General features: G+C 73.0%; 14 protein-coding genes. 9 read left to right on the top strand and 5 right to left on the bottom strand.

Annotated elements, in window-relative coordinates; translation table 11 throughout:
* Positions 1 to 575 precede the first annotated feature (575 nt).
* Positions 576 to 3,566, top strand: a complete 2,991-nt coding sequence (locus AC0693_RS08190) for a bifunctional [glutamine synthetase] adenylyltransferase/[glutamine synthetase]-adenylyl-L-tyrosine phosphorylase (protein WP_478801267.1) — start codon at positions 576 to 578, stop codon at positions 3,564 to 3,566.
* A 350-nt stretch (positions 3,567 to 3,916) separates the two neighbouring features.
* Here AC0693_RS08190 and AC0693_RS08195 read toward each other — a convergent pair whose 3' ends face one another.
* Positions 3,917 to 4,654 (bottom strand): PP2C family protein-serine/threonine phosphatase, encoded by a 738-nt coding sequence (locus AC0693_RS08195; RefSeq protein WP_478801365.1) that lies wholly within the window; start codon positions 4,652 to 4,654, stop codon positions 3,917 to 3,919.
* A 201-nt stretch (positions 4,655 to 4,855) separates the two neighbouring features.
* On the opposite strand from AC0693_RS08195, the gene AC0693_RS08200 reads away from it, so the two are divergent.
* A complete protein-coding gene (locus AC0693_RS08200) occupies positions 4,856 to 5,557 on the top strand; it encodes a methyltransferase domain-containing protein (protein WP_478801268.1) in 702 nt (233 codons plus the stop codon).
* 29 nt (positions 5,558 to 5,586) lie between these two features.
* Here the strand turns inward: AC0693_RS08200 and AC0693_RS08205 are convergent, their stop codons facing one another.
* The 3 genes from AC0693_RS08205 to AC0693_RS08215 all read right to left on the bottom strand — a co-directional run bounded on the left by AC0693_RS08205 (position 5,587) and on the right by AC0693_RS08215 (position 9,312).
* Positions 5,587 to 6,516 carry a phosphatase PAP2 family protein gene (locus tag AC0693_RS08205; protein ID WP_469318723.1) on the bottom strand — a complete coding sequence of 310 codons (930 nt, stop codon included), beginning with the start codon at positions 6,514 to 6,516 and terminating at the stop codon, positions 5,587 to 5,589.
* A 107-nt stretch (positions 6,517 to 6,623) separates the two neighbouring features.
* Positions 6,624 to 7,652, bottom strand: a complete 1,029-nt coding sequence (locus tag AC0693_RS08210; RefSeq protein WP_356411244.1) for a LacI family DNA-binding transcriptional regulator — start codon at positions 7,650 to 7,652, stop codon at positions 6,624 to 6,626.
* Between the two features lie 25 nt (positions 7,653 to 7,677).
* On the bottom strand, positions 7,678 to 9,312 hold the full coding sequence (locus AC0693_RS08215; protein ID WP_469336467.1) for a glycoside hydrolase family 13 protein: 1,635 nt from the start codon (positions 9,310 to 9,312) through the stop codon (positions 7,678 to 7,680).
* 222 nt (positions 9,313 to 9,534) lie between these two features.
* Between AC0693_RS08215 and AC0693_RS08220 the strand changes: the two genes are divergently transcribed.
* The 5 genes from AC0693_RS08220 to AC0693_RS08240 are packed head-to-tail and all read left to right on the top strand — an operon-like array spanning position 9,535 to position 15,348.
* The gene (locus AC0693_RS08220; RefSeq protein ID WP_469336469.1) at positions 9,535 to 10,809 is read left to right on the top strand and encodes an extracellular solute-binding protein; all 1,275 of its coding nucleotides are present in this window, start codon (positions 9,535 to 9,537) and stop codon (positions 10,807 to 10,809) included.
* 7 nt (positions 10,810 to 10,816) lie between these two features.
* Positions 10,817 to 11,839 (top strand): carbohydrate ABC transporter permease, encoded by a 1,023-nt coding sequence (locus AC0693_RS08225; protein WP_356416976.1) that lies wholly within the window; start codon positions 10,817 to 10,819, stop codon positions 11,837 to 11,839.
* A complete protein-coding gene (locus tag AC0693_RS08230; RefSeq protein WP_356416978.1) occupies positions 11,836 to 12,702 on the top strand; it encodes a sugar ABC transporter permease in 867 nt (288 codons plus the stop codon). The genes AC0693_RS08225 and AC0693_RS08230 overlap by 4 nt, the downstream gene beginning before the upstream one ends.
* 46 nt (positions 12,703 to 12,748) lie before the next feature.
* Entirely contained in the window at positions 12,749 to 14,350 is a 1,602-nt protein-coding gene (locus AC0693_RS08235; protein WP_478801269.1) for a glycoside hydrolase family 13 protein, read from the top strand.
* Positions 14,338 to 15,348, top strand: a complete 1,011-nt coding sequence (locus AC0693_RS08240) for a LacI family DNA-binding transcriptional regulator (protein WP_469336471.1) — start codon at positions 14,338 to 14,340, stop codon at positions 15,346 to 15,348. The genes AC0693_RS08235 and AC0693_RS08240 overlap by 13 nt, the downstream gene beginning before the upstream one ends.
* Positions 15,349 to 15,413: 65 nt before the next feature.
* Here AC0693_RS08240 and cutA read toward each other — a convergent pair whose 3' ends face one another.
* Positions 15,414 to 15,740: a divalent-cation tolerance protein CutA gene (gene cutA / locus AC0693_RS08245; RefSeq protein ID WP_478801270.1), complete on the bottom strand. Its 327-nt coding sequence runs from the start codon at positions 15,738 to 15,740 to the stop codon at positions 15,414 to 15,416.
* A 190-nt stretch (positions 15,741 to 15,930) separates the two neighbouring features.
* Between cutA and AC0693_RS08250 the strand changes: the two genes are divergently transcribed.
* Both AC0693_RS08250 and pulA read left to right on the top strand, forming a co-directional pair.
* The gene (locus AC0693_RS08250; RefSeq protein WP_478801271.1) at positions 15,931 to 17,637 is read left to right on the top strand and encodes a carbohydrate-binding module family 20 domain-containing protein; all 1,707 of its coding nucleotides are present in this window, start codon (positions 15,931 to 15,933) and stop codon (positions 17,635 to 17,637) included.
* Between the two features lie 62 nt (positions 17,638 to 17,699).
* Positions 17,700 to 23,105, top strand: a complete 5,406-nt coding sequence (gene pulA, locus AC0693_RS08255) for a pullulanase-type alpha-1,6-glucosidase (RefSeq protein ID WP_478801272.1) — start codon at positions 17,700 to 17,702, stop codon at positions 23,103 to 23,105.
* Positions 23,106 to 23,145: the final 40 nt, after the last annotated feature.

Here is a 23,145-nt window from a genome sequence, read left to right on the forward strand (position 1 = left end):
TGGCCGAGAGGGACCCGGCATCACGGGCCGCGGGGCCGCGGGGCCGCGGGGCCGTGCCGTGCGGGAGGCTGCGGGCGGTGCCCCCCGGGGCCCGGGCCGCAACGGGCCGCCCGTGGCCGCGGCGGCCCCCGCATGCGGTGCCAGCGTCCGGCCGGGGCTGCATGCCCTCGCCGGGTTGCCAAGCGTCGCGGCGCGGTACGGGCGCCCGCACTGGCACTGGCACCGGCACCTGCATCGGCGCCAGCGCTGTGGGCCACGGCCGCAGGCCGTTGCCCAGGCGCCGGGCGGCTCGGCGCGGGGCCGCAGGCCGCACCGGCCTCCCCACCACCGCCGGGTCCGCGCGGCAGCCGCGCGCCGTCGCCACCGCTCCGAGCGGCTCGGCACGGAACCGGGCCCGCCACCCGAGCCCGACCGCGCGCACCCCCGACCCCCCGCTCCCACCCACCCGGCGCCCCCGCCCCCCCATTCACCGCCCCCACCCACACATCGGTGAGCCGCGCCCCCGATCCCGATAAGGTCGACCGAGGCAGAGCCAGGGCAGACTCTGCGTCGTGGCAGGAGCGGGAGGCGGCGGGATGACGGTTCCCGGACGCAGGAGCAGTACCTTCATCCGGCTGGTGCGCGCCGGATTCACCGACCCCTCGACCGCCGGGCGGCTGCTCGACGCGCCCGCCCTGGCCGCCGTGCACAGCGACCCCGTGCTCCTCGACGCCCTCGGCGCGACCGCCGACCCCGACCTCGCCCTGCTCGGCCTCGTCCGGCTCGCCGAGGCGCAGTCGCCCGAGGACCTGCCCCTGCTCCTCGACACCCTCGTCAGCGCCAAACCCCTGCGGGACCGCCTGCTCGGCGTGCTCGGCGCCTCCGAGGCGCTCGCCGACCACCTCGCCCGCCACCCCCACGACTGGCGCGCCCTGGTCACCTACGAGTCCGCCGACCTGCACCCCGGCCTCGCCGAGTTCGAGCGCGGCCTCGCGGACGCCGCCGACCCCGTCGCCCTGCGGGTCTCCTACCGCCGCTGCCTGCTCTCCATCGCCGCCCGGGACGTCTGCGGCACCACCGACGTCGCCCAGGCCGCCGCGGAACTGGCCGACCTCGCCACCGCCACCCTCCGCGCCGCCCTGCGCATCGCGACCGCCGCCGCCCCCGACGACGCCGCCCAGTGCCGGCTCGCCGTCATCGCCATGGGCAAGTGCGGCGGCCACGAGCTGAACTACGTCTCCGACGTCGACGTCATCTTCGTCGGCGACACCGCCCCCGGAGCCGACGAGGGCAAGGCCGTCCAGGCCGCCACCCGGCTCGCCTCCCACCTCATGCGGATCTGCTCCGAGACCACCGTCGAAGGCACCATCTGGCCCGTCGACGCGAACCTCCGCCCCGAGGGCAGGAACGGTCCGCTGGTCCGCACCCTCGCCTCCCACCTCGCCTACTACCAGCGCTGGGCCAAGACCTGGGAGTTCCAGGCGCTCCTGAAGGCCCGCGCCGTCGCCGGCGACCCCGACCTCGGGGCGCAGTACATCGACGCCATAACGCCCCTCGTCTGGCAGGCCGCCGAACGCGACAACTTCGTCGCCGACGTCCAGAAGATGCGCCGCCGCGTCGTCGACAACATCCCCGCCGCCCAGGTCGAACGCGAACTGAAACTCGGCCCCGGCGGCCTGCGCGACGTCGAGTTCGCCGTCCAGCTCCTCCAGCTCGTGCACGGCCGCAGCGACGCCACCCTGCACTCCGGCACCACCCTCGACGCCCTCCAGGCCCTCGCCGCCGGCGGCTACGTCGGCCGCACCGACGCCGCCCAGCTCGGGGACGCGTACCGCTTCCTGCGCGCCATGGAACACCGCATCCAGCTCTACCGGCTGCGCCGCACCCACCTCGTCCCCGAGGACGAGGCCGACCTGCGGCGCCTGGGCCGCTCCATGGGCCTGCGCACCGAACCCGTCGCCGAACTCCACAAGGCCTGGCGCCGCCACGCCTCCGTGGTCCGCCGCCTGCACGAGAAGCTCTTCTACCGGCCGCTCCTGGACGCCGTCGCCCAACTCGCCCCCGGCGAGACCCGGCTCTCCCCGCGCGCCGCCGGGCAGCGCCTCGAAGCCCTCGGGTACGCCGACCCGGTCGCCGCCCTGCGCCACCTGGAGGCCCTCTCCTCCGGGGTCAGCCGCAAGGCCGCCATCCAGCGGACGCTGCTGCCCGTGCTGCTGGGCTGGTTCGCGGACTCCGCCGACCCCGACGCCGGGCTGCTCGGCTTCCGCAAGGTGTCCGACGCCCTCGGCAAGACCCCCTGGTACCTGCGGCTGCTGCGGGACGAGGGCGCCGCCGCCGAGAACCTCGCCCGCGTGCTCTCCGCCGGGCGGCTCGCCCCCGACCTGCTGATGCGGGCCCCCGAAGCGGTGGCCCTGCTCGGCGACACCGGGGGCCTGGAACCCCGTACGCAGGAGGCGCTCACCCAGGAGGTGCTGGCCGCCGTCAACCGCGCCGACCGGCCCGAAGCCGGGGTCGCCGCGGCCCGCGGCGTGCGCCGGCGCGAACTCTTCCGCACCACCGCGGCCGACATCATCGGCTCCTACGGTACGGAGGACAACCCGGCCGAGGAGGACCCCGGCGCCCTCGTCGACCGGGTCGGCAACGCCGTCTCCGACCTGACCGCCGCCACCATCGCCGGCGCCCTGCGCGCCGCCGTCCGCGCCCAGTGGGGCGACATGCTGCCCACCCGGTTCGCGGTCATCGGCGTCGGCCGCTTCGGCGGCCACGAACTGGGCTACGGCTCCGACGCCGACGTCCTCTTCGTCCACGAACCCCGCGCGGGCGTCGACGAACAGGAAGCCGCCAAGGCCGCGCAGGCCGTCGTCTCCGAGATGCGCCGGCTGCTCCAGCTGCCCACCGCCGACCCGCCGCTGCTCATCGACGCCGACCTGCGGCCCGAGGGACGGTCCGGGCCGCTCGTACGGACCCTGCCCTCCTACGCCGCCTACTACCGGCGCTGGGCCCTGACCTGGGAGAGCCAGGCGCTGCTGCGGGCCGAGCCGGTCGCGGGGGACCCGGAGCTCGGCGCCCGCTTCATCGACCTGATCGACCCCTTGCGCTACCCCGTCGAAGGGCTCGGCGAGGACGCGGTCCGCGAGATCCGGCGGCTCAAGGCACGGATGGAATCGGAACGGCTGCCGCGCGGCGCCGACCCGACCCTGCACACGAAGCTGGGCCGCGGCGGGCTCAGCGACGTCGAGTGGACGGTCCAGCTGATGCAGATGCGGCACGCGTGGGCGGAGCCGGGGCTGCGGACCACGCGCACCCGGGAGGCGCTCGCCGCGGCGCACGCGGCCGGGCTGATCCCGACCGAGGAGGCCCAGACGCTGGACGAGGCGTGGGTCCTGGCGACGCGGGTCCGCAATGCGGTGATGCTGGTGCGGGGGCGGGCCGGGGACACGTTTCCCGCCGATGCGCGGGAGCTGGCGGCGGTGGGGCGCTACCTCGGGTACCCGCCGGGGCGGGTGGGGGAGATGCTCGACGACTACCGCCGGATCACCCGTCGTGCCCGTGCGGTGGTCGACGAACTCTTCTACGGCTCCGCCTGACCCGGGGCCTTGTTCCGGCCCCGGGGGCCCCGGGAGCCAGGGCTCTGACTCTTCGGCCCGAGGTCACACCCCCGGCCAGGCGCATCTGGCCATTTTCAGCCTCGCCGGCGTTTGAGGCGCCCCCGGAGGGCGATCCGGCGGAGAGCCGACGTCGGACCCCGGCCGCCCGCCGGTGGTGCCTCCGGCGGCGCCTCAAACGCCGGCGGGGCTGAAATTGGCCCGCGCAGGCCGGCGGGGCTGGTTTTGGCGGGCCGCGCATGCCGACCGCGCTGAAATTGGCCCGCGCAGGCCGGCGGGGCTGGTTTTGGCGGGCCGCGCATGCCGACCGCCGGGTCGGGCCGGCAACGGGGTCAGGATCCGATGCGGATCAGGGCCAGGGTGATGTTGTCCGGGGCGCCGGCGTGGATGGCGGCTTTCCAGAGGGCGAACGCGGCTTCGCCGTCGTCCCGCACCCGCAGCACCTCGCCGATGGTCTCCTGCGGCACGGGGTCGGTCAGCCCGTCGCTGCACACCAGGTAGCGATCGCCCGGGGACAGCGGGAAGGACGCCACGTGCGGGGTCAGGACGTGCGGCGCGCGGCTGCCGCCGATCGTCTGCGTGACGGCCGACGCCGCCCGGCGCCCCGGCAGCGGCGGCGGCCTGTCGTCCACGCTGATCTGCCGCAGCCCGTCCGGCGCCGCGCGGAACACCTTGCTGTCGCCGACGTTGAACGACAGCAGCGACCGGTCCGTGACGAGGGCCCCGGCGACGGTCGTCCCCATCGCGGTCAGCTCCGGACGGCCCGCGGTGGCCGAGTGCACCGCGCGGTTGCAGACGTTCAGCGCGTCCTCGACGGCCCGGGCGCCGTCCAGGGACGGGCCGAGCAGGGCGAGCTGGCGCACGACCAGCTCGCTGGCGATCTCGCCCGCCGGGTGCCCGCCGAGCCCGTCGGCCACCGCCACCACGAGGGGTCTGCCGACGGGGAACAGGAGGGTCTGCGGGCTGCGGGTCGTGGTCCCGCACAGCGTCCACGGCCCCACCACGAGGCTGTCCTCGTTCTGATCGCGGACCAGCCCGACATGGCTCAGGGCGGTCACGGCCATGTACATCGCCACGACGTCCCGCCTCTCCGCAACGGCCGACGCGTCCTTCCTCCATTGTGGCGCGCCACGGCACCGGGGCCAGCTCGGCCGACCGGGGGACCGGGGGAACGGGGAGTCCCCGGGGTGCTCCACGGGTAGGGGGCAGGCGCACCGCCCGGCCCGACCACGCCCCGCCCCACCCCACCCCGCCCGCCCGAGGAGAACCGCATGGCACTGTCCGACCGCTACCGCACGGCCTGGGACGGCTACTGGGAGCAGAGCTCCGGGGTCGAGGGCGAGCCCTTCTGGGACGCCGGGGCCGCCGTGACGGCCGGGCGGGACGTCGCGCTCCTGGAACCGCACGCCGATCCCGCGCTCCCCATCGCCGACCTCGGCTGCGGCAACGGCACCCAGACCCGCTTCCTCGCCACCCGCTTCGCCGCCGCCGTCGGCGTGGACCTCGCCGCGGCCGCCGTGGCCCACGCCCGCCGCGCCGACCCGGCCGGGGTGGCCTCGTACGAGCAGCTCGACCTGACCGACGGGCCGGGCGCCCGGGCCCTGCACGCACGCCTCGGCGACGCCCACGTCTACCTGCGGGCCGTCCTGCACCAGAGCGACCCCGAGGACCGCCCCGCCGTCGCCGCCGCGGTCGCCGCCCTCCTCGGGGACAGGGGGCGGGCGCTGGTGCTGGAGCCCACCGACGAGGCCGAGGCGGTGATGCGCACCGTGGGTCCGACCCCGAAGCTGCTGCGGGTACGGGAGCACGACCTGCGCCCGGGCCGGGTGGCCGACGGCGAGGTCGCGGAGCTGCTGCGCGGGGCCGGGCTGCGGATCCTGGAGCAGGGCTCCACCACGCTCGTGATGAGCGAGGTACGGGCCGACGGATCGCTCGTCGAACTTCCGGCCCGGTGGTTCGTCGCCGGACGCTGACCGAGCCGCCGGGAAGAGCCCGGCCGCGCTCAGGCGCCCGAGCGCACCCGGCGGAACCGGTCGACGCGGCGCAGCAGCGCCGCCGACGCCGGGTGCGGACCCGTGTGCAGCGGGTGGCGCGGCAGCCGGTGGGGCAGGGCCCCGTACCAGGCGCGGGAGACGGTGTAGCCGAAGGCCAGGCACAGCGCTCCGCCCGCCGCGTCGAGCCAGAAGTGGTTGGCGGTGGCCACGATCACGACGAGGGTCGCGGTGGGGTACAGCAGGCCCAGGATCCGGGCCCACGGCGCGGACGCGACGGCGAAGACGGTCAGCCCGCACCAGAGCGACCAGCCGATGTGCATCGAGGGCATCGCCGCGTACTGGTTCGACATGTGCTTGAGGTCCCCGGAGGCCATGGAGCCCCAGGTGTGGTGCTTGAGCACGGTGTCGATGAAGGCGGTGCCGTTCATCAGCCGGGGCGGCGCCAGCGGGAACAGGTAGTAGCCGACCAGGGCCACGCCGGTGGTGGCGAAGAGGACCAGGCGGGCGGCCGCGTACCGCCCCGGATGGAACCGGTAGATCCACACCAGGACGGCGATCGTCACGATGAAGTGCAAGGTGGCGTAGTAATAGTTCATGCCCACGATCAGCCACGTCACCGAGTCGACGGCGTGGTTGACGCTGCGCTCCACGGCGATGCCGAGGGTGCGCTCCACGCGCCAGATCCAGTCGGCGTTCGCGAGGGCGGCCGCCTTCTCCTCGGGGACCGAGTTGCGGATCAGCGAGTACGTCCAGTAGCTGATCGCGAGCAGCAGGACCTCGAACCAGATCCGCGGCCGCCGCGGCGCCCGCAGCCGCCCCAGCAGCCCGCCGGCGGACCCGGCCGGTCCCCGGCGGTCCCGGGGGCTCCCGTCCTCGGGCACGGCGGGTGACGAGATGTCCGTCCTGGTATCCAGTGCCTTCACACTCACTTCACCCATGGGGAAAGAGTCTGTCAGATGGCGCGCCTGCTCCGATCATCCCCCCGGACGGTCCTGCCCGCGCGGGCATCAGACCTGCGGAGGATCGCGCGGGAAGAAGCGGCAGGTCAGGGGCGTTCGGCGGGACGGCCGGAGGCCGTGGACCCGCGCACCACCAGCTCGGGGAGGAAGACGAACTCGCTGTGCGGTGCGGGGGTCCCGCCGATCTCCTCCAGCAGGGTCCGCACGGCGGCCTGCCCCATCGCCTGGACCGGCTGGCGGATGGTGGTCAGCGGCGGGTCGGTGAAGGCTATGAGCGGGGAGTCGTCGAAGCCGACCACCGAGACGTCCTGCGGCACCCGCAGCCCCTGCTGGCGGGCCGCCCGTACGGCGCCGAGCGCCATCATGTCGCTCGCGCACACGATGGCCGTACAGCCGCGGGCGATGAGCGCGGTGGCCGCGGCCTGGCCGCCCTCCAGCGTGTACAGGGAGTGCTGGACCAGCTCCTCGATCGCGGCGTCGTCCAGCCCGAGGCGCTCGCGCATGCCCAGCCGGAAGCCCTCGATCTTGCGGAGCACGGGCACGAACCGCTTGGGCCCCACCGCCAGCCCGATCCGGGTGTGGCCGAGCGCCGTCAGGTGGGTCACCGCGAGCTGCATCGCGGCCCGGTCGTCGGGGGAGACGAAGGGAGCCTGCACCTTGTCGGAGAACCCGTTGATCAGGACGTACGGAACGCCCTGGCCGCGGAGTTGGTCGTAGCGCCCCATGTCGGCCGTGGTGTCCGCGTGCAGACCGGAGACGAAGATGATGCCGGAGACCCCGCGGTCCACGAGCATCTCGGTCAGCTCGTCCTCGGTGGATCCGCCGGGGGTCTGGGTGGCCAGCACCGGCGTGTACCCCTGCCGGGTGAGGGCCTGCCCGATGACCTGCGCGAGCGCGGGAAAGATGGGATTGTCCAGCTCGGGCGTTATCAGCCCGACGAGGCCGGCGCTGCGCTGGCGCAGCCGCACGGGGCGCTCGTAACCGAGGACGTCGAGCGCGGCCAGCACCGATTCGCGGGTGCCCGCGGCCACACCTGGCTTGCCGTTGAGGACCCGGCTGACCGTGGCTTCGCTGACCCCCGCCTGAGCTGCGATGTCGGCAAGCCGTGCGGTCATGGAAATGGACTGTACCGGTCGCACGTCACATTGCCCACCACGTGCACGTGGCCGGCGGCAGCACGACCTCGCGCCCGTCCGTCTCCACCGGAGAGCTGGACAGGACGGGCCTGCCGGGCGCCGGCAGCGCGACCGGCGCCGACCGGGTGTTGAGCGTGCAGACGAAGTCCGGGCGGGCGAAGACGAGCACCCCCTGCGGCCCCTCCAGCCACCGCATCCCGGTCCCGCCCGGCTCCGGCGCCCCCAGCCCCGGCATCGCCCGGCGCAGCTCGATGGCCGCCCGGTACAGCTCCAGGGTGGAGTGCGGATCACCGGTCTGGGCGGCCACGCTCAGCCCCGCCCACTCCGCCGGCTGCGGCAGCCAGCTCCCCCCGGTCCCGAACCCGTACGGGGCCTCCTCGCCCGACCACGGGATCGGCACCCGGCAGCCGTCGCGCAGTCCGTCCTGCCCGGCGCTGCGCGTGAACGCCGGGTCCTGGCGCACCTCGGCCGGAAGGTCGACGACCTCGGGCAGGCCGAGCTCCTCGCCCTGGTACACGTACGCCGACCCCGGCAGCGCCAGCATCAGCATCGCCGCCGCCCGCGCCCGCGCGAGGCCCTGCGCCCCACCCCCATAACGCGTCACGTGCCGCACCACATCGTGGTTGGAGAGCACCCACGTCGTCGGAGCACCCACCGAGGCGGTGGCCGCCAGGGACTCGTCGATGACCGTCCGCATCGCCCCCGCGTCCCAGGGACACTTCAGGAACCGGAAGTTGAAGGCCTGGTGCAGCTCGTCGGGGCGCACGTACAGGGCCAGGCGCTCCGACGTCGGTGCCCAGGCCTCCGCGACCCCGATCCGCGCGCCCTCGTACCCGTCCAGCAAGCGGCGCCAGGACCGGTGGATCTCGTGGACCCCGTCCTGGTCGAAGAAGGGCAGCGGCTCGGCGCCGATCAGGGTGACCTGCGCCTCGCGCCCCAGGTCCGGCAGCCCGGCCGCCTTGACCATGCCGTGCGCGACGTCGATCCGGAAGCCGTCCACCCCCAGGTCCAGCCAGAACCGCAGGACGGACTCGAACTCCTCCCGCACCCCGGAGTGCTCCCAGTTCAGGTCCGGCTGCTCGGCGGCGAACAGGTGCAGGTACCACTCCCCGTCGGCCGCCCGGGTCCAGGCCGGGCCGCCGAAGACCGACTGCCAGTCGTTCGGCGGCAGCTCCCCGGCCGTCCCCCGCCCCGGGCGGAAGTGGTAGCGCGCCCGCTCCGGGCCGCCGGGCGCCCCGGCGAGCGCCGCCCGGAACCAGGGGTGCCGCTCGGAGGTGTGGTTAGGCACCACGTCGACGATCACGCGCAGCCCCAGCGCGTGGGCGGCCCGTACCAGGTCGTCCGCGTCGGCGAGGTCCCCGAAGAGGGGGTCGACCGCCCGGTGGTCCGCGACGTCGTAGCCGCCGTCCGCCTGCGGGGACACGTAGAAGGGGGTGAGCCACAAGGCGTCCACCCCGAGCCGGGCCAGGTGCGGGAGCCGCTCGCGGACTCCGCGCAGGTCGCCCACGCCGTCTCCGTCGCCGTCACCGAAGGAGCGGACGTACACCTGATAGATGACGGCATCGCGCCACCAGTCGCCGCTCGGGGTGACGTCGCTGGAAGCGCTTGCAAGCCGGGAGGCGGTCAGCTCAGGGGTCATATCGGGGTCAACGTCCGGACCCCGGGCCTGGTTGCGGGCCCGTTCACCCGAAGACGGTTCGAACTAACAGCAAGCTGCGGCAACCGTACGGACACACGGATGTAACGATCACCAGGTCTTGCAGAAAATTGCCGCAAGGTCTTTCCGTCGGCTTTCAGGCTTGTTACGTTCCTGGCAACTCGGCACCGCGAGGGCGCGGCCGGGATCATCGAAGGAGTTCATATGCGGCGTGGCATAGCGGCCACCGCGCTGGTCGCGGCTCTGGCGCTCGCGGCGACGGCTTGCGGCGGCGACAAGAACGACAACGGCGGCGGGGACAGCGCCGGTGGCGAGATCTCCGGCACGGTCACCTGGTGGGACACCTCCAACGACACGGAGAAGGCGACCTTCCAGAAGCTCGCCGAGGCGTTCACCACCCAGCACCCGAAGGTCACCGTCAAGTACGTCAACGTTCCGTACGGCGACGCGCAGAACAAGGTCAAGAACGCCTTCAGCAGCGGCGCCGAGGCCCCGGACGTCATCCGCGCCGACGTCGGCTGGGTCGCCGACTTCGCCTCGCTCGGCTACCTGGACAAGGTCCCCGCGGACACGGCCAAGAAGGTCACCGCGGACTTCCTGCCCCAGGCGGCGGCCAGCGGCACGTACGAGAACCAGCTCTATGCCGTCCCGCAGGTCATCGACTCCCTCGGCCTCTTCTACAACAAGAAGATGCTGGCGGACGCGGGCGTCAAGCCCCCGACCACCCTCGAAGAGGTCAAGACCGCGGCCGCCGCGATCAAGGCGAAGACCGGCAAGACCGGCCTCTACCTGCGCGGCGACGACTCCTACTGGTCCCTCCCCTTCATCTACGGCGAGGGCGGCGACCTCGTCGACGCCAAGAACAAGACGGTCACCATCGACAACGCGGCGGGCGTCAAGGCCTTCAAGGCCGCCCGCGACCTGATCACCTCCGGTGCGGCGGTCACCAACGCCACCGACGGCTACGACAACATGCAGACCGCCTTCAAGTCGGGCGAGGTCGCGATGATGGTCAACGGTCCGTGGGCGGTCAAGGACACCTACGCCGGTGCCCAGTTCGCCGACAAGGCCAACCTCGGCATCACCCCGGTCCCGGCCGGCTCCGTCAAGGCGGGCGCCCCGCAGGGCGGCCACGACCTGGCCGTCTACGCCGGTTCCAAGAACCGCACCGCCGCGCACGCCTTCGTCGACTACATGACCTCCCAGGAGGTGCAGGTCCAGGCCACCAAGGAACTGAGCCTGCTGCCGACCCGCACCGCCGCCTACGAGGTGCCGGAGGTCAAGGGCAACGAGATGGTCGCGTTCTTCAAGCCCGCCGTGGACAAGGCCGTCGAGCGCGCCTGGATCCCGGAGAACGGCTCCCTCTTCGAGCCCCTCAAGCTCCAGTTCACCAAGGCGGTCACCGGGACGTCGAGCCCGGAGGACGCGGCCAAGGCGGCCGGCGTCGAGTTCCGCAAGATCCTCAAGGGCTGGAAGTAGCACGACGATGGCTGCTGAGACCAGCCAGTCAGTGGTGAAGGCCGCGGGCGACGACGTCGCCCGCGGCCGGAGCCGCGGGACTGACCGCAAGCCCGGGGCCCGCCCCGGCCGGATCCGGCGCGCGCTGGCCACCCACTGGTACGCCTGGGCGATGATCACCCCCGTGGTGCTCGTCCTCGGCGTGATCATCGGGTGGCCGCTGGTCCGCGGGATCTACCTGTCGCTGACCAACGCCAACGAGCGCAACGTCGCCCGTACGATCGGCCCCAACACGATCGACGCGACGTACGAGTTCGTCGGGCTCGACAACTACACCGCCGCGCTGAGCGACCCGGTCTTCCTGGACCGGCTGGTGTGGACGGTGATCTGGACCGTCGCGTGCGTGTCCATCACCTTCACGCTCGGTCTCGGCCTCGCCACCATCCTGAACCGGGAGTTCCGGGGCCGCGCCGCCTACCGGATGGCGCTCATCCTGCCCTGGGCCGTCCCCGGCTTCGTCTCCGTCTTCGCCTGGCGGTTCCTCTTCAACCGCGACAACGGCATCCTGAACAAGGTCCTCGAAGGCGGCGGGATCTCCGCCGTCCCGTGGCTCGACGACCCCACCTGGGCCAAGCTCGCCGTCATCACCGTCAACGTCTGGCTCGGCATCCCCTTCATCATGGTCGCCCTGCTCGGCGGCCTCCAGTCCATCCCCGGCGAGCTGTACGAGGCCGCCGAGATGGACGGCGCGAGCCCCTGGCAGCGCTTCCGGCACATCACCCTGCCGGGGCTGCGCACGGTCAGCATGACGGTGGTGCTGCTCTCCACCATCTGGACCTTCAACATGTTCCCGGTGATCTTCCTGCTCACGCGGGGCGGCCCGGGCGACTCCACGGAGATCCTGGTGACCCAGGCCTTCCGGCAGGCGTTCGTGACCAGCCCGCGCGACTTCGCCGGGTCCGCGACCTGGGGCGTCCTGATCCTCGCCCTGCTCATGATCTTCGCGCTGGTCTACCGGCGTGCGCTGCGCAAGCAGGGAGAGGTGTGGTGACCGTGACCACCGCCAGCACCGCCAAGGGGGTGCGGCCGCGCGGACAGCGCGGACCGCTCGCCTCCGTCGCCCTGCACGCCACCCTGGTCGTGGCGGCCGTCATCGCCGTCTTCCCCGTGCTGTGGATCCTGCTGACCTCGCTCAAGCCGCCGCAGCAGGCGGTCAGCACCGACTTCATCAAGGACCCCACGCTCGACAACTACCGCTACCTGGTGGACCACACGTCCTTCTTCACCTGGTTCGGCAACTCGGTCCTGGTCGCGGGCATCACCACGGTCCTCGGCGTGTTCATCGCCGCGACCACCGGGTACGCGGTCAGCCGGTTCAGGTTCCCCGGCATGAAGCCGCTGATGTGGACCCTGCTCGTCACCCAGATGTTCCCCATGGCCATCCTCATCGTCCCGCTCTACAACCTGATGGGGGAGCTGGGGCTGCTCAACCAGCCGCTCGGCCTGATCATCACCTACCTCACCATCGCGGTGCCGTTCTGCGCCTGGATGATGAAGGGCTTCTTCGACACCATCCCGATCGAGATCGACGAATCGGGCCGGGTCGACGGGCTCAACCCCTTCGGGACCTTCTGGCGGCTGATCCTCCCGCTGGCCCGGCCGGGCCTCGCGGTCACCGCCTTCTACTCGTTCATCACCGCCTGGGGCGAGGTCGCGTACGCCTCCGCCTTCCTGGTCGGCGACGACAACCTCACCCTGGCCGGAGGTCTGCAGACCTTCGTCACCCAGTACACCGCCAACTGGGGCCCGATGACGGCGGCTTCCGTCCTCATCGCCATCCCCGCGGCGATCTTCTTCGTCTTCGCCCAGCGTCACCTCGTCGCCGGTATGACCGCGGGCGCGACCAAGGGCTGACCCCCCTTCCCGACGTGTACACCGGCCCGATCTCTCCAAGGACGACATGACCCAGCACCTCGCCGACGCCCTTCCCACCGCGACCGGCACCCAGCCCGGCTGGTGGCGGGAAGCGGTGATCTACCAGGTCTACCCGCGCAGTTTCGCCGACAGCAACGGGGACGGGATGGGAGACCTCGAAGGGATCCGGACCCGGCTGCCCTACCTCAAGGAACTCGGCGTCGACGCCGTCTGGCTCAGCCCGTTCTACGCCTCCCCGCAGGCCGACGCGGGCTACGACGTCGCCGACTACCGGGCCATCGACCCGATGTTCGGCACCCTCCACGACGCCGACGCCGTGATCCGCGAAGCCCACGCGCTGGACCTGCGGATCATCGTGGACCTCGTCCCCAACCACTGCTCCGACCAGCACGAATGGTTCAAGCAGGCCCTGCGGGAGGGCCCCGGCAGCCCGCTGCGCGAACGCTTCCACTTCCGCCCCGGGCGCGGCGCGGCCGGTGAACTGCCGCCCAACGACTGGGAGTCCATCTTCGGCGGCCCGGCCTGGACGCGGGTGGCCGACGGCGAGTGGTACCTGCACCTCTTCGCCCCCGAGCAGCCCGACTTCAACTGGGAACACGCCGCCGTCCAGGACGAGTTCCGCTCGATCCTGCGGTTCTGGCTGGACCTCGGCGCCGACGGCTTCCGGATCGACGTCGCCCACGGCCTGGTCAAGGCGGCCGGGCTGCCCGACCTCGGCCGCGACGAGCAGCTCAAGCTGCTGGGCAACCAGGTGCTGCCCTTCTTCGACCAGGACGGGGTCCACGAGATCTACCGCTCCTGGCGGACCGTGCTGGAGGAGTACGCCGGTGACCGGATCGGCGTCGCCGAGGCGTGGACCCCGAGCGCGGACCGCACCGCGCTCTACCTGCGCCCCGACGAGCTGCACCAGGCCTTCAACTTCCAGTACCTGAACACCGGTTGGGACGCCGAGGCGCTGCGCGCCACCATCGACGAATCGCTCGACGCGATGCGGCCCGTGGGCGCTCCGACGACGTGGGTGCTGTCGAACCACGACGTGGTGCGGCACGTGACCCGCTACGGCGGCGGCGCGCAGGGCCTCGCGCGGGCGCGGGCGGCGGCGATGCTGATGCTGGCGCTGCCGGGGTCGGCGTACGTGTACCAGGGCGAGGAGCTCGGCCTGCCCGAGGTCGTCGACCTTCCGGCCGAGGTGCGCCAGGACCCGGCGTTCACGCGCAGCGCCGGGCAGGACGGACTGCGCGACGGCTGCCGGGTGCCGATCCCGTGGTCGGGCGAGGAGGCCCCGTACGGGTTCGGGACCGGCGGGAGCTGGCTGCCGCAGCCGGCGGAGTGGGCGGGGCTGAGCGTGGCCGCCCAGACCGGCGATCCGCACTCCACCCTGGAGCTGTACCGGGCCGCGCTGCGGATCCGGCGCGAGCGCGCCGACCTGGGCGCGGGGGACGCGGTGGAGTGGCTGCCGGCCCCGGCCGGGGTGCTGGCCTTCCGGCGCGGTGAGTTCGTGTGCACCGTGAACACGGGGGGCGAGGCGGTCCGCATGCCCGCGCCCGGCACCGTGCTGCTGGCGAGCGGCCCGCTGGCCGACCCGGATCTGCTCCCGGCCGACACGGCGGTGTGGTGGCAGGGGTGACCTCCCCGCTGCGGCTGACGGACATCGCCGCGCAGGCCCGGGTCAGCGAGGCGACCGTCAGCCGTGTGCTCAACGGCAAGGCGGGCGTGGCGGCCGGCACCCGGCACAAGGTGCTGGCCGCGCTCGACCTGCTCGGCTACGAACGGCCCGTACGGCTGCGGCGGCGCAGCAACGGGCTCGTCGGGCTGCTCATCCCCGAGCTGACCAACCCGATCTTCCCGGCGTTCGCGCAGGTCATCGAGCAGGCGCTGGCGGGGCACGGGTACACGCCGGTGCTGTGCACGCAGACGCCCGGCGGGGCCACCGAGGACGAGCTGGTGGAGCAGCTGGAGGAGCGGGGGGTGACGGGGATCGTGTTCCTGTCGGGGCTCCACGCGGATTCCCTGGCGGATCCGGCGCGCTACCGGCGCCTGGCCGCGCGCGGGGTCCCCTTCGTGCTGATCAACGGATTCAACGAGCAGGTCAACGCGCCCTTCATCTCGCCCGACGACCGGGCGGCGGCGGACATGGCGGTGCGGCACCTGGAAGACCTCGGCCACCGGCGGATCGGGCTGGCGATCGGGCCGACGCGCTACGTCCCCTCGGCCCGCAAGGAGCAGGGCTTCCTGGCGGCCCTTCCCTCGGCCGAGGCGGAGGGGCTGATCCAGCGCACCCTGTTCACGGTGGAGGGCGGGCACGCGGCGGGGGGCGCGCTGCTGGACCGCGGGTGCACGGGGATCGTGTGCGGGAGCGATCCGATGGCGCTGGGCGTCATACGGGCGGCCCGCGAGCGGGGGCTGCGCGTCCCGGAGGACGTCTCGGTGGTCGGCTTCGACGACTCCCCGCTGATCGCGTTCACGGACCCGCCGCTGACGACGGTCCGCCAGCCGGTCCGGGCGATGGCGACGGCGGCGGTGGGCGCCCTGCTGGAAGCGGTGGGCGGCACCCCGGTCCAGCGCACGGAGTACGTCTTCCAGCCGGAACTGGTCGTCCGCGGCTCGACGGCCCAGGTGCCGTAGCCCCGGGGGAGGCGGGGGTTCGGCGTCACGCGGGCGCGGGGGGCCGCGCTGCCCGGCCGTAACGCCTACTGCGGCGTGGTCTCTTCGGTGACCCACGACAGGTAGGTGTCCGAGCCGCCGTCCACAGGGAGCACGATCCACTCCGGTACGTCGTAGCCGTGCTGCCCGGCCACCCAGGCGGTCAGGGCGGGCAGGCGGACGCGGGTCGTCTTGTAGGAGATGCGCCACTCGGTGGCCGTCTCCACCGCGCCCTGCCACCGGTAGACGGCGGTCAGGGGCGCGTCGATGTGCGCGCAGGCGGCCAGGCGGGCCGCCACCGCGCCGCGCGCCAGCTCCCGCGCGGCGTCCTCGTCGTCGATGGTCGTCTGCGCGATCACGATGTCCGTCGCCATGGCGTTCCTCCTGCGTGCCGGGGGCCGTGCCCGTGTGCCCCGGGGGACCCTACCGAGCCGCTCCGCCGGGGACTGCCCGGAAACAATTCTGCAATCTCTTGCGCAAACTCTTGCAACACTCCTGGCCGCGCCCTACGGTCGCGACAATCCCCACCTCGTCACCTCCCCACCTCTCCGCCAGGAGGCCCCCATGCCCCGCATCCACAGAGCCGTGGTCGCGTGCGCCGCCCTCTCCCTCGCCGCCGCCGTCGGCACCTGGCAGGCGCCGTCGGCCGACGCCTCGCCGCCCGCCGAACGGGACGTCACCGCCGTCCTCTTCGAGTGGAACTTCCCGTCCGTCGCCAAGGCCTGCACCGACACGCTCGGTCCCGCCGGCTACGGCTACGTCCAGGTCTCGCCTCCCCAGGAGCACATCCAGGGCCCCCAGTGGTGGACCTCGTACCAGCCCGTCAGCTACAAGATCGCCGGGCGGCTCGGTGACCGGACCGCCTTCAAGGCCATGGTCGACACCTGCCACGCGGCGGGGGTCAAGGTGGTCGCCGACTCCGTCATCAACCACATGGCCGCCTCCGACGGCACCGGAACGGGGGGCAGTTCGTACACGAAGTACAACTACCCCGGGATCTACTCCGGCGCCGACATGGACGACTGCCGCGCCACCGTCTCCAACTACCAGGACCGCGCCAACGTCCAGAACTGCGAGCTGGTGCAGCTCGCGGACCTCGACACGGGCGAGGACTACGTCCGGGGCCGGATCGCCGGGTACCTGAACGACCTGCTCACCCTCGGGGTCGACGGGTTCCGCATCGACGGCGCCAAGCACATGCCCGCCGCCGACCTCGCCGACATCAAGTCGCGGCTGACCTCACCGGGCGCCTACTGGAAGCAGGAGGCGATCCACGGCGCGGGCGAGGCCGTCTCGCCGAACGAGTACCTCGGCACGGGCGACGTGCAGGAGTTCCGCTACGGCCGCGACCTCAAGCGGATCTTCCAGAACGAGAACCTCGCCTCCCTGAAGACCTTCGGCGAGGCGTGGGGCTACCTGCCCGGCGGCCAGGCCGCCGTCTTCGTCGACAACCACGACACCGAGCGCGGCGGCGACACCCTCAACTACACGGCGGGCGCCGGTTACACGCTCGCCAACGTCTTCATGCTGGCCTGGCCCTACGGCTCGCCCGACGTGCACTCGGGCTACTCCTTCACCGACCGCGACGCCGGCCCGCCCAACGGCGGTGCCGTGCAGTCCTGTTACGCCGACGGGTGGACCTGTCAGCACGCCTGGCGCGAGATCTCCTCGATGGTGGGCTTCCACAACGCGGCGCGCGGGCAGGGCGTCACCAACTGGTGGGACAACGGCGGCGACCAGATTGCCTTCGGGCGCGGCGCCAAGGCGTACGTGGCCATCAACCACGAGGCGTCGGCGCTGACCCGGACCTTCCAGACCTCGCTCCCGGCCGGGGACTACTGCGACGTGCAGAGCGGGCGCGGAGTCACGGTGAACGGCTCCGGACAGTTCACGGCGACGCTCGGGCCGGACACCGCCGTCGCCCTGCACGTCAACTCCCGTACCTGCTCCGGCGGGACGACCACCCCGCCGCCCGCGGCGGCCGGCGCCTCGTTCGCCGTCAACGCCACCACCGTGCCCGGCCAGAACGTCTACGTCACCGGTGACCAGAGCGCGCTCGGGAACTGGAACACCGCCTCCGCGCTGAAGCTCGACCCGGCCGCCTACCCGGTCTGGAAGCTCGACGTCGCCCTGCCCGCGGGCACGTCCTTCGCCTACAAGTACGTCCGCAAGGACGCCGCGGGCAACGTCACCTGGGAGAGCGGCGCCAACCGTACGGCCACCGTCCCCGCGAGCGGGAAGGTCGCGCTGAGCGACACCTGGCGCAGCTGAACGACACCCGGCGCAACCGACCCCCGCCCGCCCCCGCCCCGACCCGCCGAGGAGACCCCGCCTTGATACGCCCAGCCGCAGGAATCGTCGCCGCCGCCCTGGCCGTGACCCTCCTGCCCGCCCTGCCCGCGGCGGCCGCCGTCAAGGCCCCCGCTCCGCCTCCGGACGCGAAACTGGCGGCCGAGCCCGCCCGGCACGACCTGACCCGGGAGCAGTTCTACTTCGTGCTCCCGGACCGGTTCGCGAACGGCGATCCGCGCAACGACCGGGGCGGTCTCACCGGCAGCCGCCTCCGGACGGGGCTGGACCCGACGGACAAGGGCTTCTACCAGGGCGGCGACCTCAAGGGGCTGACCGACCGGCTCGACTACATCAAGGGGCTGGGCACCACCGCCATCTGGATGGCGCCCATCTTCAAGAACCAGCCGGTGCAGGGCGAGGGCGCGAACGCCTCGGCGGGCTACCACGGTTACTGGATCACCGACTTCACCCAGGTCGACCCGCACTTCGGGACCAACGCCGACCTGGAGCGGCTGATCGACAAGGCGCACGGGAAGGGGATGAAGGTCTTCTTCGACGTCATCACCAACCACACGGCCGATGTCATCGACTACCGGGAGAAGTCGTACTCGTACCTCTCCAAGGGCGCCTTCCCCTACCTGACCAAGGACGGGGTGGCCTTCGACGACTCGGACTACGCCGCCGCGGCCGCCGCGGGGAAGAAGGACTTCCCCGCGGTCGGCCCGGGGTCCTTCCCGCGCACCCCGCTCGTCCCCGCCGACAAACGCAACGCCAAGGTCCCGGCCTGGCTGAACGATCCGACGATGTACCACAACCGGGGTGACTCCACCTTCGCGGGCGAGTCCGCCGGGCACGGCGACTTCTCCGGGCTCGACGACCTGTGGACCGAGCGTCCCGAGGTCGTCTCCGGGATGGAGAAGATCTACGAGAAGTGGGTCCGGGACTTCCGCATCGACGGCTTCCGTATCGACACCGTCAAACACGTCGACCTGCCGTTCTGGACCCAGTGGGCGACCGCCCTCGACGCCTACGCCGCCCGGCAGGGGCGGCCGAAGTTCTTCATGTTCGGCGAGGTGTACTCCGCGGACACGGCGGTCACCTCGCCCTACGTCACCCGGGGGCGCCTCGACGCCACCCTCGACTTCCCGCTCCAGGACGCGATCCGCGCGTACGCCGCCCAGGGCGCCGGGGCCGGGCGGCTGGCCTCCGTCCTCGGAGCCGACTACCGGTACACCAGCGACAAGGCGAACGCCTACGAGCAGGTGACCTTCCTCGGCAACCACGACATGGGGCGGTTCGGCTCCTTCCTGAAGCAGGACCGGCCGGGGGCGGGGGAGCAGGAGCTGCTCGACCGCTACCGGCTGGCCAACGAGCTGATGTTCTTCTCCCGCGGCAACCCGGTGGTCTACTACGGCGACGAACAGGGCTTCACGGGCGCGGGCGGCGACAAGGACGCCCGCCAGTCGCTCTTCGCCTCCACGACGCCGGACTACCTCGACGACGACCAGCTCGGAACGGTGCGCACACACGCGAGCGATGCTTACGATCCGGGACACCCGCTCTACCAGCAGATCAGTGCTCTCTCGAAGCTGACCAAGGCGCACCCCGCCCTGCGGGACGGCGTCCAGAGCGAGCGCCTCGCCGACGGCTCCCTCTACGCCTTCGCCCGTACGGACCCCCGCACCCGCACCGAGTACCTGGTCGCCGCCAACAACGGGTCCGCCCCGCGCACCGTGGAACTCGACGCCCCGGCCGGCGCCGCCTACACCGTCCTCTACGGCGGCGCGGGCACCACCACCGTCTGGGCCTCCTCCACCGGCAAGCTCTCCGTCACCGCCCCCGCCCTCGGCAGCGTGGTCCTCAAGGGCACCACCCCCATCCCGGCCCCCGCCACCCGCCCCGCGCTGACCCTCATCCCGCCCGCCCCCGGCGCCACCGGCACCGTCGAGCTGTCGGCCACCGTCACCGGCGGCGGCCTGAACCGCGTCGTCTTCGCCGCCCAGAGCGGCAACGACAAGTGGCAGGTCCTCGGCTCCGCCGACCACGCCCCCTACACGGTCACCCAGCAGGTCACCGCCCCGCCGGGCACCCCGCTGCGCTACAAGGCGGTCGTCGTCGACGCCTCCGGCCGCACCGCGAGCGCCCTGGCCGCCTCCACCGCAGGCCAGACCCCGCCCCCCGAGGTCCCCACCGCCGTCCAGCGCGACCACGCCGTCGTGCACTACCACCGCCCCGACGGCGACTACACGAACTGGCGGCTCTACGCCTGGGGCGACCTCGCCGACGGCGAAGCCACCACCTGGCCGGCCGGGCACGACTTCACCGGCCGCGACGCCTACGGGGCCTTCGCCTACGTCAGGCTCAAGCCCGGCGCGAGCGCCGTCAACTACCTCGTCATCGACAAGGACGGCACCAAGGACGTCGCCGCCGACCGCACCATGGACGTGACGAAGACCGGCGAGATCTGGCTGGAGCAGGGCGAGGAGCCCGCCGGCACCGACCGCCCCGCCCACCCGCCGCAGGACCAGTCCAAGGCCGTCCTCCACCTGAACCGCGCCGACGGCGCCTACGACGGCTGGGGCCTGCACGTGTGGACCGGCGCCGCCGCCCCCACCGACTGGTCCAAGCCGCTGCTCCCCGTCCGCACCGACTCCTACGGCGCGGTCTACGAGGTCCCGCTCGCCCCGGGCGCCACCTCGCTGAGCTACATCCTCCACAAGGGCGACGAGAAGGACCTGCCCACCGACCAGTCCCTCGACCTCAAGGCCACCGGCCACGAGGCCTGGCTGCTGGCCGGGCAGCAGACCTACCTGCTGCCGCAGGCCGCCGGATCCGCCGCCGCCCTCGACCTGACCAAGGCCGAGGCCGTCTGGATCGACCGCGACACCCTCGCCTGGAACGCCCCGCCCGCCGCCGCCTCCGTCCAGCTCCTGGCCTCCCGCGAGGGCGCGGTCAAGGCCGCGGACGGCGCCCTCACCGGCACCGCGAAGGCCCGCTGGCTGCGGCTGACCCCGGGCGCGCTGAGCGACGTACAGAAGAAGAAGTTCCCGCACCTGGCGGCGTACACCGCCTTCACCGTCGACCCGCGCGACCGCGACCGGGTGCGCGAGGCGCTGCGCGGTCAGGTCGTCGCGAGCGCCCGCGCCGCCAACGGCGCCGTGCTCGCCGCCACCGGCGTCCAACTGGCGGGCGTACTGGACGACTTGTACGCCAACACCACCCCGCTCGGCCCCACCTTCTCCGCCCGCGGCCCGCGGCTCGCGCTCTGGGCGCCCACCGCCCAGCAGGTCTCCCTCGAACTCGACGGCGGCGCCCGCACCGTCCCCATGCGCCGCGACGACGCCACCGGCGTCTGGTCGGCGGACGGCGACCGCTCCTGGACCGGCAAGCGCTACCGCTACGCCGTGACCGTCTGGGCGCCGAGCACGGGGCAGGTGGTCCGCAACCTGGTCACCGACCCCTACTCCACCGGCCTGACCACCGATTCGACCTACAGCCTGGTCACCGACCTGGCCGCGCCCGCGCTCCAGCCGCCCGGCTGGCGCGACCTGAAGAAGCCCGCCCCCGTCCCCTTCACCTCCGCCCAGATCCAGGAACTCCACATCCGGGACTTCTCGGTGGCCGACCCGACCAGCCGGCACCCCGGCCAGTACCTGGCCTTCACCGACACCGACTCGGCCGGCATGAAGCACCTGCGCTCCCTCGCCGCGGCCGGCACCTCCTACGTCCACCTCCTCCCGGCCTTCGACATCGCCACCATCCCCGAGGACCCGGCGCACCGCACCACCCCCGCCTGCGACCTCACCGTCTACGCCCCCGACTCGCAGGAGCAGCAGGCCTGCGTGGCGGCCGCCGCCGCGAAGGACGCCTACAACTGGGGCTACGACCCGCTGCACTACACCGTCCCGGAAGGCTCGTACGCGAGCGACCCCGACGGCACCGCCCGCACCGTGGAGTTCCGCCGCATGGTCCAGTCCCTCAACGGCGCGGGCCTGCGCACCGTGATGGACGTCGTCTACAACCACACCGCGGCCTCCGGGCAGTCGCCGCAGTCCGTCCTGGACCGCGTGGTCCCCGGCTACTACCAGCGGCTGCTCGCCGACGGCTCCGTCGCCACCAGCAGCTGCTGCTCCAACACCGCCACCGAGAACGCCATGATGGGCCGCCTCGTCGTGGACTCCGTGGTCACCTGGGCCAAGGAGTACAAGGTCGACGGCTTCCGCTTCGACCTCATGGGCCACCAGCCCAAGGCGAACATCCTGGCCGTGCGGGCGGCGCTGGACCGGCTGACCCCCGCCAAGGACGGGGTCGACGGGAAGAAGATCATCCTTTACGGCGAGGGCTGGAACTTCGGCGAGGTCGCCGACGACGCCCGCTTCGTCCAGGCCACCCAGAAGAACATGGCGGGCACGGGCATCGCCACCTTCTCCGACCGGGCCCGCGACGCCGTCCGCGGCGGCGGCCCCTTCGACGAGGACCCGCGCGTCCAGGGCTTCGCCTCCGGCCTCGCCACCGACCCCAACGGCGCGGCCGCGAACGGCACGCCCCAGGAGCAGCTGGCCCGGCTCCGGCACGCCCAGGACCTGATCAAGGTCGGCCTCACCGGCAACCTGGCGGACTACCGCTTCACCGACGCCACCGGGCGGACCGTCACCGGCGCCCAGCTGGACTACAACGGCCAGGGCGCCGGATACGCGGCGGCGCCGGGCGACGCCCTCGCCTACGCGGACGCCCACGACAACGAATCGCTGTACGACGCCCTGAAGTACAAGCTCCCGCCCGCCACGTCCGCCGCCGACCAGGCGCGGATGCAGGTCCTTGCGATGGCCACGGCCACCCTCTCCCAGGGCCCGTCCCTCTCCCAGGCCGGGACCGACCTGCTGCGCTCCAAGTCCCTGGACCGCAACTCCTTCGACAGCGGCGACTGGTTCAACGCCATCCACTGGACCTGCGCGAACGGCGCCGGCAGCGCGAATGGCTTCGGCCGGGGCCTGCCGCCCGCCGCCGACAACCGTGCGAAGTGGCCGTACGCGGCGCCGCTGCTCACCACCCCCGGCCCGTCCTGCGCGGACGTCACCGGAGCCTCGGCCGCCTACCGGGACCTGCTGGGCATCCGTACCTCGGAGGCCTCCTTCGCCCTGACCAGCACGGCCGCGGTCCAGGACCGGCTGGCCTTCCCGCTGGCCGGCCCGGCGGAGACGCCCGGCGTCATCACCATGACCTTGGGCGATCTGGTCGTGGTCTTCAACGCCACGCCGACCGCGCAGCAGCAGCGGGTGCCCGCGCTGGCCGGACGGCCCTACGTCCTGCACCCGCGCCAAGCGGCGGGCGCCGACCCGGTGGTCAAGGCGGCGGCGTACGACGCGGGGAGCGGCGGCTTCACCGTCCCGGCCCGCACGGTGGCGGTCTTCACGGCGAAGGCCGCGGCCGCGGGGGGAGGCCGCTGAGCCCGGCGGGCCCGCCGACCCGGGTGGGCCCGCTGACCCG

This window comes from Streptomyces sp. NPDC043876, from assembly GCF_056435825.1.